This window comes from Inhella inkyongensis (assembly GCF_005952805.1).
GTDB classification, from domain to species: Bacteria; Pseudomonadota; Gammaproteobacteria; order Burkholderiales; family Burkholderiaceae_C; genus Inhella; species Inhella inkyongensis.
In genome coordinates, this window is sequence record NZ_CP040709.1 from 692,357 (window position 1) to 705,760 (window position 13,404).

The 13,404-nt window shown below is 69.3% G+C and carries 11 protein-coding genes; 8 read left to right on the plus strand and 3 right to left on the minus strand.

Annotation, left to right across the window (positions count from 1 at the left end; translation table 11 throughout):
- Positions 1–6 precede the first annotated feature (6 nt).
- Both FF090_RS03515 and FF090_RS03520 read left to right on the plus strand, forming a co-directional pair.
- Positions 7–1,080: a phosphotransferase family protein gene (locus tag FF090_RS03515; RefSeq protein ID WP_138855414.1), complete on the plus strand. Its 1,074-nt coding sequence runs from the start codon at positions 7–9 to the stop codon at positions 1,078–1,080.
- 14 nt (positions 1,081–1,094) lie between these two features.
- Positions 1,095–2,819 (plus strand): vWA domain-containing protein, encoded by a 1,725-nt coding sequence (locus FF090_RS03520; protein WP_138855415.1) that lies wholly within the window; start codon positions 1,095–1,097, stop codon positions 2,817–2,819.
- Here FF090_RS03520 and FF090_RS03525 read toward each other — a convergent pair.
- Positions 2,816–3,916, minus strand: a complete 1,101-nt coding sequence (locus tag FF090_RS03525) for an acyltransferase family protein (protein WP_138855416.1) — start codon at positions 3,914–3,916, stop codon at positions 2,816–2,818. The genes FF090_RS03520 and FF090_RS03525 overlap by 4 nt on opposite strands.
- 149 nt (positions 3,917–4,065) lie before the next feature.
- Between FF090_RS03525 and FF090_RS03530 the strand changes: the two genes are divergently transcribed.
- Positions 4,066–4,500, plus strand: a complete 435-nt coding sequence (locus FF090_RS03530) for a DUF8785 domain-containing protein (RefSeq protein ID WP_138855417.1) — start codon at positions 4,066–4,068, stop codon at positions 4,498–4,500.
- A 10-nt stretch (positions 4,501–4,510) separates the two neighbouring features.
- Here FF090_RS03530 and FF090_RS03535 read toward each other — a convergent pair whose 3' ends face one another.
- Together FF090_RS03535 and FF090_RS03540 are read right to left on the minus strand one after the other, a co-directional pair.
- Positions 4,511–5,533 (minus strand): STAS-like domain-containing protein, encoded by a 1,023-nt coding sequence (locus FF090_RS03535; protein WP_138855418.1) that lies wholly within the window; start codon positions 5,531–5,533, stop codon positions 4,511–4,513.
- 126 nt (positions 5,534–5,659) lie between these two features.
- Positions 5,660–7,657, minus strand: coding sequence for a putative bifunctional diguanylate cyclase/phosphodiesterase (locus tag FF090_RS03540; protein WP_138855419.1), 1,998 nt, complete (start codon positions 7,655–7,657; stop codon positions 5,660–5,662).
- A gap of 133 nt (positions 7,658–7,790) precedes the next feature.
- Here FF090_RS03540 and FF090_RS03545 point away from each other — a divergent pair, with 133 nt between their 5' ends.
- Genes FF090_RS03545 through FF090_RS03565 form a run of 5 tightly spaced genes read left to right on the plus strand, consistent with a single transcriptional unit; the run spans position 7,791 to position 13,325 of the window.
- A complete protein-coding gene (locus tag FF090_RS03545; RefSeq protein ID WP_138855420.1) occupies positions 7,791–8,312 on the plus strand; it encodes a hypothetical protein in 522 nt (173 codons plus the stop codon).
- Positions 8,313–8,338: 26 nt separating this feature from the next.
- Positions 8,339–8,797, plus strand: a complete 459-nt coding sequence (locus FF090_RS03550; RefSeq protein ID WP_138855421.1) for a (2Fe-2S)-binding protein — start codon at positions 8,339–8,341, stop codon at positions 8,795–8,797.
- Positions 8,794–11,022, plus strand: a complete 2,229-nt coding sequence (locus tag FF090_RS03555) for a xanthine dehydrogenase family protein molybdopterin-binding subunit (protein WP_138855422.1) — start codon at positions 8,794–8,796, stop codon at positions 11,020–11,022. Before FF090_RS03550 ends, FF090_RS03555 begins: the two co-directional genes overlap by 4 nt.
- 19 nt (positions 11,023–11,041) lie before the next feature.
- Positions 11,042–11,836: an enoyl-CoA hydratase-related protein gene (locus FF090_RS03560; protein WP_138855423.1), complete on the plus strand. Its 795-nt coding sequence runs from the start codon at positions 11,042–11,044 to the stop codon at positions 11,834–11,836.
- Positions 11,829–13,325: a 3-hydroxyacyl-CoA dehydrogenase gene (locus FF090_RS03565; protein WP_138855424.1), complete on the plus strand. Its 1,497-nt coding sequence runs from the start codon at positions 11,829–11,831 to the stop codon at positions 13,323–13,325. The genes FF090_RS03560 and FF090_RS03565 overlap by 8 nt, the downstream gene beginning before the upstream one ends.
- Positions 13,326–13,404 lie beyond the last annotated feature (79 nt).

Here is a 13,404-nt window from a genome sequence, read left to right on the forward strand (position 1 = left end):
GCGCTCATGAGCAGCTTTTCGGGCAGCCGCCCGGCGAACGAGACTTGGTTGGATCTGTCGGCGCTGCAGGCCTTGTTGGCCCGCGAGCTGCCCGGGTTTGAAGGGCCCCTGAGCGCCGAACGCTTCAACGGCGGGCAGAGCAACCCGACCTTCCGGCTCAGCACGCCAGGGGCCAGCTATGTGATGCGCTGCAAGCCGGCGGCAAAGGCGGATCTGCTGCCTTCGGCCCATGCCATTGAGCGCGAGGTGCGGGTGCAGCGCGCCCTGGCCGGCTCCGCCGTGCCGGTGCCCGAGATCCTGTTGCTGCACGAGGACGAAGCCCTGCTCGGCCGCGCCTTTTATGTGATGCAGATGCTGGATGGCGAGGTGCATTGGGACCCGCGCCTGCCCGCTCACAGTCCGGAGCAGCGTGCAGCGATCTTTGACGCGATGAACACCACCATCGCCGCCATCCACTCGGTGGATCTGGTGCGCTGGGGCTTGAGCGACTTCGGCGCGCCCGGCAACTACTACGACCGCCAGTTGGGCCGTTGGACCAAGCAATACCGCGCCTCCGAATTCAAGGAGGCGCCGATCGAGGCGATGGAGCGACTGATCGAGTGGTTGCCCGCCAACGCCCCCGCGCCCGAGACGGTGCAGACCCGGCTGCTGCACGGCGACTTCCGTCTCGACAACCTGGTGTTCGAGCGCGGCAACGCGCGCGTGCTCGGGGTGTTGGACTGGGAGCTCTCGACCCTGGGCGACCCGCTGGCCGACTTTGCGTACCACGCACTGGCCTGGGTGGCCCCGCCCGGCCCGATGCGCGGCCTGGCCGGCGAAGACCTGGCCGCCTTGGGCATTCCCAGCTTGGCCGACTATTGCGCGCGCTATGAGGCCCGCACCGGGCTCACCGTGGGCAGTCGGTGGAACTTCTATTTCGCCTACAACCTCTTCCGCCTGGCCGCCATCATGCAAGGGGTGGCCGCCCGCGCTCGCCAGGGCACGGCCAGCAGCGCGCAGGCGGTGGCGCAAGGCGCCTTGGCGCCGCGCGTGGCGGGCTTGGGCTGGCAGCTGGCGCAGCAGGAATTCAAATTCAAGTGATGGGGAGTGCGCTGATGAGGATTCGATCGATGTGGACCCGATGCTGGGCCCTGATGCTGGCAGGCAGCTTGCTGGCCTGCGGAACGCCCACCCCTCCCGCCGAGACCACCGCCGCGAAGGCGCCGGCCGCACAGAACGAGGCCGACTCGAGCCTGGAGCGTTTGCCGGTCACGGGTTCCGCGATTACGCCGCAGCCCATGGTGTCGAAGCCACCACCGCAGGCGATCGTCACGCAGTCGGCACTGCCGCCGCCGTCACCGGCGCCCGTGCCCGCGCCCGCGCCGTTGGCCAGACCCTATTTGCCCTCACCGGCCCCCACGACCGCCAAGTACAGCGCCTTCGCCGACAACCCCTGGCAGCGCGTCAGCGAGCAGCCCGTGTCCACCTTCAGTGCCAGCGTGGACACCGGCTCCTATGCCAATGTGCGGCGCTTCATCAACCGGGGGCAACTGCCGCCGCGTGATGCCGTGCGGGTCGAGGAGTTGGTGAATTACTTCGGCTATGACGACCCCTTGCCGGCGGCCGACGAGGCCATGCCCTTTCGCGTGAGCCTGCAGCAGGCTGTCTCACCCTGGCATGCCGGGCGCGGCCTGCTGCGCATCGGCATCAAGGGGCGCGACCCCGCGCGCAGCCTGCTGCCACCGGTCAATCTGGTGTTTTTGGTCGATGTTTCGGGCTCGATGGCGCCGGAGGACCGCCTGCCCCTGGTGCGCGCGGCCTTGCAGCTTCTGGCCGGGCAGTTGCGCGAGCAAGACCGCGTCAGCCTGGTCAGCTATGCCAATGGCACCCAGGTGGTGCTGCCGGCCACGGCCGGCAACCAGCGCGAGCAGATCAGCCAGGCGATTCAACGCCTGCAGGCCAGCGGCGGCACCTATGGCGAGGCCGGCATCCGGCTGGCCTACGAGCAGGCGCGCGCCGGCTTCATTGCGGGCGGTATCAACCGCGTGCTGCTGGCCACCGATGGCGACCTGAACATCGGCATCACCGACCCCCAGGTCTTGAAGGACCTGGTGGAGACGCAGCGCCGCGCAGGCGTCAGCCTCACCACCCTGGGGGTGGGCAGCAGCAATTACAACGAAGCCCTGATGAAGAAGCTGGCCGATGCAGGCGACGGCAGCTACCACTACCTGGATTCGCTGCAGGAGGCCCACAAGGTCTTGGTCCAGCAGATGCGTTCGACGCTGGAGACCATCGCCCGCGATTTGAAGCTGCAGATCGAATTCAACCCCGCCGTAGCGGACGAGTACCGGCTGATCGGCTACGAGCTGCACGCCCTCAAGCGCGAGGACTTCAACAACGACCAGATTGACGCCGGCGAGATCGGCGCCGGACACAGCGTGACGGCCCTGTTTGAATGGGTGCCGCGTGGGGGCGCGGGCAATGTGGACCCGCTGCGCTATCAGGCCCCCAAGGCCTCGGCCAAGGGCAAGGCGGCCCAGGAACTGGCCTTTCTGAAGCTGCGTTTCAAGCGCCCCGGCAAGGCCGAGAGCGAGCTGCACCAGTTGCCGGTGCCGCGCCTGTCACTGCAGCCCGTGGCCCAGGCCCCGACCGAGCTGCGCTGGGCCGCCGCCGTGGCGGGCTGGGGCCAGTGGCTGCGCGGCAGCACGCAGATCGGCGGCTTCGACGCCGAGCAGGCCCTGGCCTTGGCGAAGACGGCGCGTGGCGAGGACGCCTATGGCCATCGCGTGGAGGCTGAGAGATTGATGGCCTTGTCAGCGGCCCTCAAACCACGGCCTTAGTTCCCCGGCAGCAGCACCGCCACCCCCATGGGCAGCAGGGTGAGTGCGCCCAGCCGGGCCAACAGGGGCCGGAGGTCCAGTGCCAGGGTGGGCAGCTCCACCTGACGCAGGAAGTGCGCCGCGGCCCATTGGCTGGCGCACCAGGCGCCCAGCAGCAGCGTGAAGGCCAGCAGCGTGCCGCCACCGCCGAGCACGAACAGGGCGTTGGCAGCCAGCAGCACCGGGAAGTGCACCAGGAAGAGCGCATAGGAGGCCTGGCCACGGCGCTGGATCCAGGCCTGCAGCCGATCGGGCCAGGCCAGCGGCTGGCTGCGCCATTGGGCTGCGACTAGAGCCCAGGCGGTCAGGAGGGCCAGGGCCAGGCGACCGCGGAAGTCCAGGGCCAGCGCGCCAATCAAGGCCAGGCTGAGCAGACCCAGGCCCACCCAGCGGCGCGGCAGGGCCTGCAGGCGCTGTACCCAGACGCCCAGGCCATAGGCGGCGAAGAAATAGGGCGCCCAGTTGTCGCCTGCGCTCCAGCGGTTGAAGGCATAGGCCGAGGCCAGGGTCAGGGCGAGCAGCCACCCGCCGGCCAGGCGTTGGCGGCTCAGCAGGGCCAGCAGTGCGAACAGCTGGAAGTCGATGGCCACGTACCAGGCGCCCACCGTCAGGGCCTCTTGGTCGAGCACGCCGTGCAGCAGCAGGGCATGGGCCAAGAGTTGTTCCGCCTCGATCGCTTGGGGCAGCAGCTCGGGGATCCAGGGCGCGGTCAGCGCATGCAGCAGCAGGGTCAGGGCCACGGCCACCATGAAGGGCAGGGCCAGGCGCAGATGGCGGCGCAGCAGTTGATTGAGCAGCGGCGTGCGGCGGCTGCGGGCGCGCTCCAGGCCTTGGGCGGCCAGATAACCCCCCAACACCAGGAAGATCTGCACGGCATAGCGGCCGTAATCCTGCAGAGCGTCGATCAGCATGCCGCCGTCCAGGGCGGCAGCCAGCGGGCCGTAGATCAGCGCGTGATGCAGCAGGATGACTTGGGCCGCCAGGGCCTTGAGGGCATCGATGGCGACAAAACGGGGGGCAGGCGGACGCGCGGCGGCCACCAAAGGCAGGCTGGACATGGATCGTGGGGGAGGGTGGGGCGCAGACTGGCTGCGGCGGCGCGCATTGGGAATCGGGCGGCCCGGCCGGCATTGTCGCGGGCCGGCCTCGGCAGCTTGGCGATACTGCGGTCCCTTTGCGTTAGCCCTACGCCACCTAAGTCACGCCCATGCTGAAAACCCGCGCTTTCTGGATCGTCCTGGCCCTGCTTGTCGGGCTGCCCCTGCTCTATTTCTGGGCGGCCTTGAGCTGGAGCTACAGCGAGGGCGAGCGCGCTGGCTGGGTGCAGAAGTTTTCCAAGAAGGGCTGGATCTGCAAGACCTGGGAGGGCGAACTGGCCCTGGTGTCCATGCCCGGCGCGGCGCCCGAGAAGTTCGAGTTCAGCGTGCACGATGAGGCGGTGGCGGCACGCATCACCGAGGCCATGGGCCGCCGCGTCGCCCTGCATTACGAGCAGAAGAAGGGCCTGCCGGGTTCCTGCTTCGGTGACACGCGCTACTTCATCACCGATGTGAAGGTGGCCGATCAGATTCCGCTGGCGCCCGGAGTGGCGGTGCCGCAACCTGCGCCGCAGCCCGCGCCCGTACCGGCCAGTGCGCCCTGATCCGCGCGCTTCAACCGCTGCGCGCGTTCTCGATCAGCGCCAGGATGCGCTTGTTGGCGTTCACCGGCACCAGCTCCACTTCACGGTGATTGAGGCCGAAGACGCGGAATAACTCGTCGGCAAAGGCGTGGCCGATGTCGGGCACGCCCTCGAAGTCAATCTCGGCGCGCTTGAAGCGTTCCAGCCGCGCGGTGACGCGGCGGGCCTGGGCGCGGCTGTCCAGGGCCTGGCCGGGGCCGGCCAGCAAGCGCAGGCTGATGACGGTGCGGTCAAAGGCGATGCCGCTGCCATCGATGCTCCAGGCGCCCAGCACCTGGTCGAGTGTGCGGGTGGTGTCCAGGGCCACCGCGAAATAAATGCTGGTGCCCTGGCGCGGCAGGGCCTTGCCCGGGCGCCAGCCGCTGGCGTCCCAGGCGCGGCGCTGGTAGGCAGTGCCGTTGGCGTGCAGGTCGAACACATCGGCCAACTGGCTGCTGAAAAACAGGCCGCGGCCGGTGTGTTCCTGCGGCGCGGTGGTGAGCCGCCCCTTGCTCAGCTCCAGCATGGCCAGATTGGGGTCGGGGATGTCGTAGGTGCCGGCGATCTTTTCAAACACGCCGCAGCCATCGTCGCTGACCAGCAGCTGCACATGGGTGGGCGTCTGGCGCAGACTGACTGTGACCGAGCTGCCGCCGCTGTGGTCGATGGCGTTGTTCAGCAGCTCCGTGAAGGCGTGCTGCACCATCCGCCCCACATGGGGGGGCAACGCGAAGTTGGGGGCGTAGTCGCGCTGCCAGGGCAGGTCTTCTTGCAAGCCGTAGAGCGGATAGCTCCTGACCACCTGGCGCAGCGCGCCGGGGCGGTAATGCGGGTGGCTGAAACCGCCCTCGCGGATCAGCCAGCCGGAATCGACCAGACGCTTGAGCATGGCCTGCACGGCACGCCGGCTGGCCCCTGTCTTTTCCTGCACATGGTCGGCCAGCTGGTGCGAGTGCTCGCGAGCGGCGGCGGTGATCCATTGGGTGAAGTGGTCGAAGCTCAGGCGGGTGCTCATATCAGGGGTGCCCGGCCGTCCGAAACCCCTGAGCACCTCCTCGGGAGGCGGCGAGCGAAAGCGAGACTGGAGTTCGTTTCATGCGGGCGAGCCTACTGGGGGGATGCGCGGCCCGCAAGGGCAGTTCTACCGCTCCTGCAACCAGCGCGAGAAGGCTTCGGCATCCATGGCGGGGGCCAGGTGCTGACCCAGCAGGCCGTCGACGCCCAGTTCCCACAGCAGGCGGGCCTGGCTGGCCTGCTCGACGCCCTTGGCGATCACGTGCAAGCCTTCGGCATGGGCTAACTCGGTCAGCGCGGTGATCCAGCGATCCGAGCGACTGTCGGGGCGCAGGGCCTGGATCAAGGGCCGCGCCAGTTTGATCTGGCCCAGGCCCGGGTGGCTCAGGCAGGCCAGGGCGCTGTCGCCGCTGCCGAAGTCATCGAGCGCCAATGAAAAGCCGGCCGCTCGCAGGGCCGGCAGCTTGAACAGGTCTTGCAGCTGCGGGTCGCGCAGCTGGGCCTCGCGCAAGTCCAGCACCAGGGCCTGGCCGGGCAGGCTGAACTGGCCTAGGCGGGTCGCCCAGTCGGTGACCGACAGGCCCCATTGGCGCAGTTGGGTGCCCGATAGATTGAGCGCCAGGCGCAGATCGGGTGCGAGTTCGCGCCGCCACTGCGTGAGCTGGGCGGCCGATTGCTTGAGCACCCAGGCGCCGATCTCGTGGATCAGTCCGGTGCTCTCCGCCAGGGGCAGGAAGGAGTCCGGCCCCAACAGGCCCAGCATGGGGTGCTGCCAGCGCAACAGCACCTCGGCCTCGGGTGGCAGCCCGCGCTCGCGCATGACGATGGGCTGGAAGCGCAGGCGGAACTCATGGCGGGCCAGGGCCAGGCGCAGTTCGTCGCCCAGGCGGGCGCGGCTGCGTGCGGCCTCTTGCAGCGAGCGGGTGAAGTAGCGGTAGCCGTCGCGGCCCTCGGCCTTGGCGCTGTAGAGCGCTTGATCGGCGCGCTTGAACAGGGTGGCGGCGTCGGGCGCATCGTCTGGGTAGAGCGCCACCCCGATGCTGCAGGACACCTGGGCCGACTGCAGCCCCAGCTCGAAGGGCTGCCCCAGGCTGTGCACCAAGGCGCCGGCCACGCGCTCCACCACCGCCGGTCCCTCGCCCAGCTCGGAGAGCAGCACCACGAACTCGTCGCCGCCGAGGCGCGCCACCATGTCGACCTCGCGCACGCAGGCCTTGATGCGGGCGGCGGCCTGGCGCAGCAGGGCGTCGCCGGCGTCGTGCCCCAGGCTGTCGTTGACGGCCTTGAAGTGATCGAGATCGAGCGCGAGCAGGGCCACGCGCAGCTGCTCGCGCTGGCCCTTCTTCAGATCGTGGTCGAGCCGCTCGGCCAGTAGGCGGCGGTTGGGCAGATCGGTCAGGGCGTCGAAATTGGCGGCGCGCCAGGCCAGGGTCTCGCTGCTCTTGCGCTCGGTGATGTCGGTGTGCGTGCCCACCATGCGCAGCGGCTGGCCTTGGGCGTCGCGGGCGATCACCATGCCGCGCGTCAGGATCCACTTCCAGCTGCCGTCCTTGCAGCGCACCCGGTGCTCGTTGCGGTAGATGGCGCTGCGGCCCTCGAAGTGATCGGCGCGATCCAGGGCCATCTGCGCCCGATCGTCTGGGTGCGTCAGCGCATCCATGGCCTCGGGGCTGGGTGGAATGTCGTCGGCCGCGTACCCGTAGATGCGCAGGAAGCCGGGCGAGTAGAGCTCGACACCGGACTGGATGTACCAGTCCCACACACCATCGCCGGTGGCCTCCAGCGCCAGCTTCCACACGGCGTCGGCCTCGTGCAACTGGGCTTCGGCGGCCTTGAGGGCGCTGATGTCGGTGAGGATGCCCAGCCACAGTTCGTTTTGCAGGGGCTGCATGGCCAGCCAATGCCAGCGACCCAGCCATTGCAATTGCAGGCCCCAAGGTCTGCGCGTCTCAATGCCTTCCTGCCAGCGGCGCTGGAACTCGGCCCAGTGTTCGGGGGCGATGGCGTCTTCCAGGCGCTCGGGACTGGACTGGCGGCGCAGCAGCAGCTGGTCGTCGTTGGCCACCCACCAGGGGTGTGGCAGGGCGGCGAGAAGGGTGTCGTCGTCGCTCACGTCCAGATTCATCGCACTGGGATTCCCGAGGAGGCCGAGCCGGGCTCAGCGCGCAAGCAATGTAACGAGTCTGGGGCCTCTCTGTCGTCTATTGATATCCCCTCCTCAATCAGAATGAGGCGAGCCCCCCACAGATGGAAAGACCATGAAATCCAGCTTGATGGCCGGCCTGAGCGCGTTGGCCTTGTGCAGTCCGGCCGTGCAGGCGCAGGCCCCCAACCCAGCGCCGCCGCCTCCTTGTCAGGCCGCCGAGCATCGGCAGTTTGATTTCTGGATTGGCGACTGGGATGTCTTCAACCCGGCCGGCAAGCTGGTGGGGCACAACCAGATCGCCCGCGAGTACGCCGGCTGCGTGATTCACGAGCGCTACAGCACGCCGCGCGCCTACGCCGGCGAGAGCCTGAATGCCTGGGATGCGCAACGCAAGGTCTGGCACCAGACCTGGATGGACAACACCGGCACCGTGCTCTTGCTGGACGGTGCTTGGAAGGACGGCCAGATGGTGCTGGAGGGCCAGGGGCGCGACCCCCAGGGGCGAGCGCAGCGCCAGCGCATCAGCTGGACACCGAACACCGACGGCACGGTGCGCCAGCATTGGCAGACCCAAGTGGCTGGCGAAGACTGGGTGACCGCCTTCGACGGCCTGTATCGACGCCGGACACCCTGAACCGCATGCCGTGATCGAATCACGGCATGCCTTCCTTGAACCTGAACGGGCAGGTCCAAACCCTGGATCTGGAGCCCGAGATGCCCCTGCTCTGGGTGCTGCGCGATGAGCTGGGCCTGAGCGCCACCAAGTTTGGCTGCGGCGTGGGCGCCTGCGGGGCTTGCACGGTGCAGATTGATGGCCAGGCCGCGCGCAGCTGCGTCACCCCGCTGGCGGCCGTGGGCGAGCGCGCGGTGCGCACGCTGGAGGGGCTGCTGGACGACCCGCTGATGCAGGGCCTTCAGGCCGCCTGGCTGACGGAGCAAGTGCCGCAATGTGGCTACTGCCAGGTCGGTCTGCTGATGGCGGCGCATGCGCTCTTGAGCAAGAGCGCCCGCCCCAGCGAGCGTGAGATGGAGGCCGCGCTCAGCAATCTATGCCGCTGCGGCACCTACCCGCGTGTGCGGCGCGCCATGGCCCAAGTGATCGCCCGGGTGCCGGCATGAAGCGCCGCCATTGGCTGGTGATGGGGCTGACTGCGGCGGGTGCTTTGGGGGTCGGTGTGGGCCTGCGCCCCCCTTCGGCGCGCAGCCGACTGGGGCCGCCCAGGACCGAAGGCCCCCGGGTGGCGTTGAATGCCTGGGTCGAGCTGGATGCCGATGGCTTGGTGAGCGTGCGCGTGCCGCGCGCCGAGATGGGCCAGGGCGTGCACACCGCGTTTGCGCAATTGGTGGCCGAAGAGTTGGAGGCCGATTGGGCCAGCCTGCGGGTGCTGGACGCGCCCATCGCGCCGCTCTACGCCAACAGCGCGTTGTTGCTCAATATGTTGCCGCTGCAGCCCGACGATCAGGGCCCGGTGGCTCTTTGGGTGCGCGGCGCCGCGCAGCGCATGGGACAGGTGCTGGGCTTGCAGATCACCGGGGGCTCCAGCAGCGTGCGCGATGCCTGGGAGCCGCTGCGTCTGGCCGGTGCGGCCGCGCGTCAGGCCCTGCTGCAGGCGGCGGCGCAGCAATGGGGCGTGGACGTGAGCAGTTTGCGCACCGCCCAAGGCCGGGTCTGGGCCGGTGAGCGCAGCCTGGGGTACGGTGAACTGGCGGCGAGTGCAGCAACGCAGACCCTGCCCGCAGAAATCACTTTGAAGAATCGTCGTGACTGGCGCTTGATCGGTCGCAGCCCGCCGCGCCTGGACTTGCCGGCCAAGGTCAAGGGCCAGGCCGTCTATGGCATCGACGTGCGCCTGCCCGGCTTGTTGCATGCAGCCATCCGCCAGGCGCCCGTGGCCGGCGGCTCGGTGGTGGCCCTGGATGTGGCCGCCCTCAAGGCCCGCCGGGGCGTGGTCGATGCCTTTGTGCTGGGCGAGTCTGCGGCGGTGGTGGTGGCCGACAACTGGTGGCGCGCCGAAGCCGCGCTCAAGGCCCATCCGCCGCGCTTTCATGCTGGGCCAGGGGCCGGGCGCCAGAGTGCCGAGATGAGCGAGACCCTGCGCCGCGCACTCGATCAGCACGAGGGCACTGGCTTTCGCGAAGACGGTGACGCCCTGGCCGTGCTGGCTCAGGCCGATCGGGTGCTGCGCGCCGACTACGCCTTGCCCTTCCTGGCCCACGCAGCCATGGAGCCGCTGAACTGCACGGCCCAGGTGCGCGAGGGCCGGGTTGAGGTCTGGTGCCCGACCCAAGTGGCGTCCCTGGCCCGTTGGAAGGCCGCCGAAGCGGCCGGGGTGGCGCAGGAGGCGGTGACGGTGCACACCACCTATCTGGGTGGCGGCTTTGGCCGACGGCTGGAGACCGAGGTGATCGAGCAGGCGGTGGCCATTGCGCTGCGCCTGAACGGGGCTCCGGTGCGCCTGCTCTGGAGCCGTGAGCAGGACTTCACCCACGATGTGTACCGGCCGATGGCCCTGGCGCGCTTCGAGGCCTGCTTGGGGCCCGACGGCCTGCCGCTGGCCTGGGTGAACAAGGTGGCCGGGCCGTCGGTCAGTTTCGGCTCGGTGCAGCGCTTGGCGCCTGGCTTGGCAATGGACCTGCCGGACAAGAATCACATCGAGGGCGCCTTCGAGCTGCCCTATGCGATCCCGAATTTGCGCGTGCGCCAGATCCGCCGCGAACTGGGCGTGGCCGTGGGCTCCTGGCGCAGCGTGGGCCATAGCCTGAACGCCTTCTTCACCGAGTGCTTTTTGGATGAGTTGGCGCAGGCGGCCGGGCAGGATCCGCTGCGCTACCGCGAGCAACTGCTGGCGCACCGCCCGCGGCACCTGGCCGTGCTGAAGCTGGCCGCCGCCCAGGCCGGCTGGGGGCAGACTCCGGCGGCCGGTCGTGCCCGAGGCCTTGCATTGCACGAGAGTTTTGGCTCGATCTGCGCCCAGGTCGTCGAGGCCAGCCTGGAGCCAGATGGCCGCCCGCGCGTGCACCGGGTGGTCTGTGCGCTGGACTGCGGCACTGTGCTGCACCCCGACACCGTGCGTGCGCAGATCGAGGGTTCGGTGGTCTTCGCGCTCACGGCGGCGCTCTATGGCGAGATCACCCTCGTGGACGGCGCAGTGCAGCAGCAGAACTTTCCGCAGCAGCCCCTGCTCAGCCTGGCCGAGACGCCGCAGATCGACGTGCACCTCATGCCCAGCGAGGCCGCGCCCGGTGGTGTGGGCGAACCCGGCGTGCCGCCCCTGACGCCAGCGCTGGCTAACGCGATGTTTGGCCTGACCGGGCGGCGCATCCGAAGCCTGCCTATCCGCTGAGGGAATCGATACTGCGGGCATGGACCCTTCCCTGCAAATTGCAATCGATGCGCGTGGCGTGGCCACGCTGACCATGAACCGACCCGAGCGCTTCAATGCCTTTGACGAAGCGCTCATCCAGGCCTTGCACGATGCCGTGCAGCACTTCGTGGCCGACCCCGCCGTGCGCGTGATCGTGTTGGCCGGCGCGGGCAAGCACTTCAGTGCCGGCGCGGACATTGGCTGGATGCGCCGCGCTGCGGCCGCGCCCGAGGCTGAAAACCGTGCCGATGCCGAACGCTTCGCGGGCATGCTGTCCGCCCTGGCCAGCTGCCCGAAGCCCACAGTGGCCCGGGTGCAGGGCCTGGCCTTGGGCGGTGGGGTGGGCCTGGCCTGCGCCTGCGACATCGCCATTGCTGCCGAGGACGCGCAGTTCGCGGTCAGCGAAGCGCGCTTCGGCATCCTGCCGGCCGTCATCGGCCCCTATGTGATCCGCGCGGCGGGCCCGCGGCAGGCCCAGCGTCTGGCCTTGATGGCCCACCGCATCGCGGCGCCCGAGGCCCTGCGCCTGGGCCTGGTGCAGCAGACCGTGCCGGCTGCTGAGCTCGACGTCGCGCTGGAGGCCACGCTGACCGAGTTGCTGGCCAGTGGGCCGCAGGCACAGGCTGAGATCAAAGCCTTGTTCGCGCAATTGCGCCCGGGCGACATCGGCCCTGAGGCCCAGGGCCTGACCGCGCGCACCATCGCTCGCGTGCGCGCCACCCCCGAGGCCCGCGAGGGCTTTGCCGCTTTCACTGACAAACGCCCCCCGGCCTGGAGCCCGCGCCATGACTGAGTACGCTGTTCCCACTGGAGCCCCCATCGCCGTCGTCGGCGCCGGGGTGATGGGCATCGGTATCGCGCAGATCGCCGCGCTGGCCGGGCATCCGGTGCAGTTGCTGGATGCCCGCGAGGGCGCGGCGGCCGCCGCCATTGCCAAGCTGGCCGACACCCTGGCCGGCCTGGTGGCCAAGGGCAAGCTGGAGGCCAGCGCGCGCGAGCAGGCCTTGGCGCGCTTGCAACCTGCTGGCAGCCTGGCCGATCTGGCCGGCAGTGCGCTGGTGATCGAGGTCATCGTTGAATTGCTGGAGCCCAAGCGAGCCTTGCTGCGCGAGCTGGATGCGCTGCTGCCGCCCACCGCGCTGATCGCGTCCAACACCTCGTCCATCAGCATCACCGCCCTGGGCAACGGCCTGCGCCACCCCGAGCGCCTGGTGGGCATGCATTTCTTCAACCCGGTGCCGCTGATGAAGCTGGTGGAGGTGGTCTCGGGCCTGGAAACCGCACCCGCCGCCGCCCAAGCCACTGAGGACCTGGCCAAGGCCTGGGGCAAGGTGGCGGTGCGCGCGGCGTCCACGCCGGGCTTCATCGTCAACCGCATCGCCCGGCCCTATTACGCCGAGACCCTGGCCCTGCTGCAGGAGCAGTCCGGCAGCCCGGCCCAGCTGGACGCCTGCCTGCGCGCAGTGGGCTTTCGCATGGGGCCTTGCGAATTGACGGATCTGATCGGTCAGGACACCAACAACCTGGTGACGCGCTCGGTCTGGGAGGCGAATTTTGGCGACCGTCGCTACCAGCCCAGCGGGGTGCAGCAGGCCCTGGTGGATGGCGGGCGCTTGGGGAAAAAGGTGGGCAAGGGCTTTTATGCCGGGGAACCGGAACGCCTGGCCGCGCCCGTTGCCCCTGAGCGCGCCCCGGCCCTGCGCCTGATGGGTCGCGGTGTGACGGTGGATGCGCTGGCCCAGCGCCTGCCCGGTGTGGCGCGCGAGCCCGACGCCGAATGGGCCGGGCTGCGGGTGGGCGACGGCGCCATCGATCTGATGGTGAGTGATGGCCGTTGCGCGGTGGAGCGTTTCGGCGGCCACAGCAACCCGATGGCGGTACTGGATTGGTGTCTACCCGGAACGCCGGGCGGTGCGCTGGCCCTGGCCTATGGGCCTTTTGTGCAGGCCAGCGCCCAGCGCGCCGCGCAAGAGGGCCTGGCGATGGCTGGGCTGCTGGCCGTGCCGCTGCGCGACACCCCGGGCCTGGTGGTGGCCCGCACTTTGGCCATGCTGGTCAACGAGGGCGCGGATGCCGTGTGGCAGGGTGTGTGCGATGAAGCGGGCGCTGACACGGCGATGAAGCTGGGCGTCAACTACCCCGCCGGGCCGTTCGAGTGGTTGCAGCAACTGGGCGTGGCGCCGGTGTGCGAGATGCTGGATCGGCTTTGGGCGCACACGCGGAGTGAGCGGTATCGCGTTAGTCCGCTATTGCGACAGCGTCTATGGCTGGCGCAGAGCTGAGAGGGTGAGAAGAAATCAGCCATGCCCGCTTGGACCACCAAAGCACCCCAGCTCGTCGTTGCAAATGCTCGCCATAGCT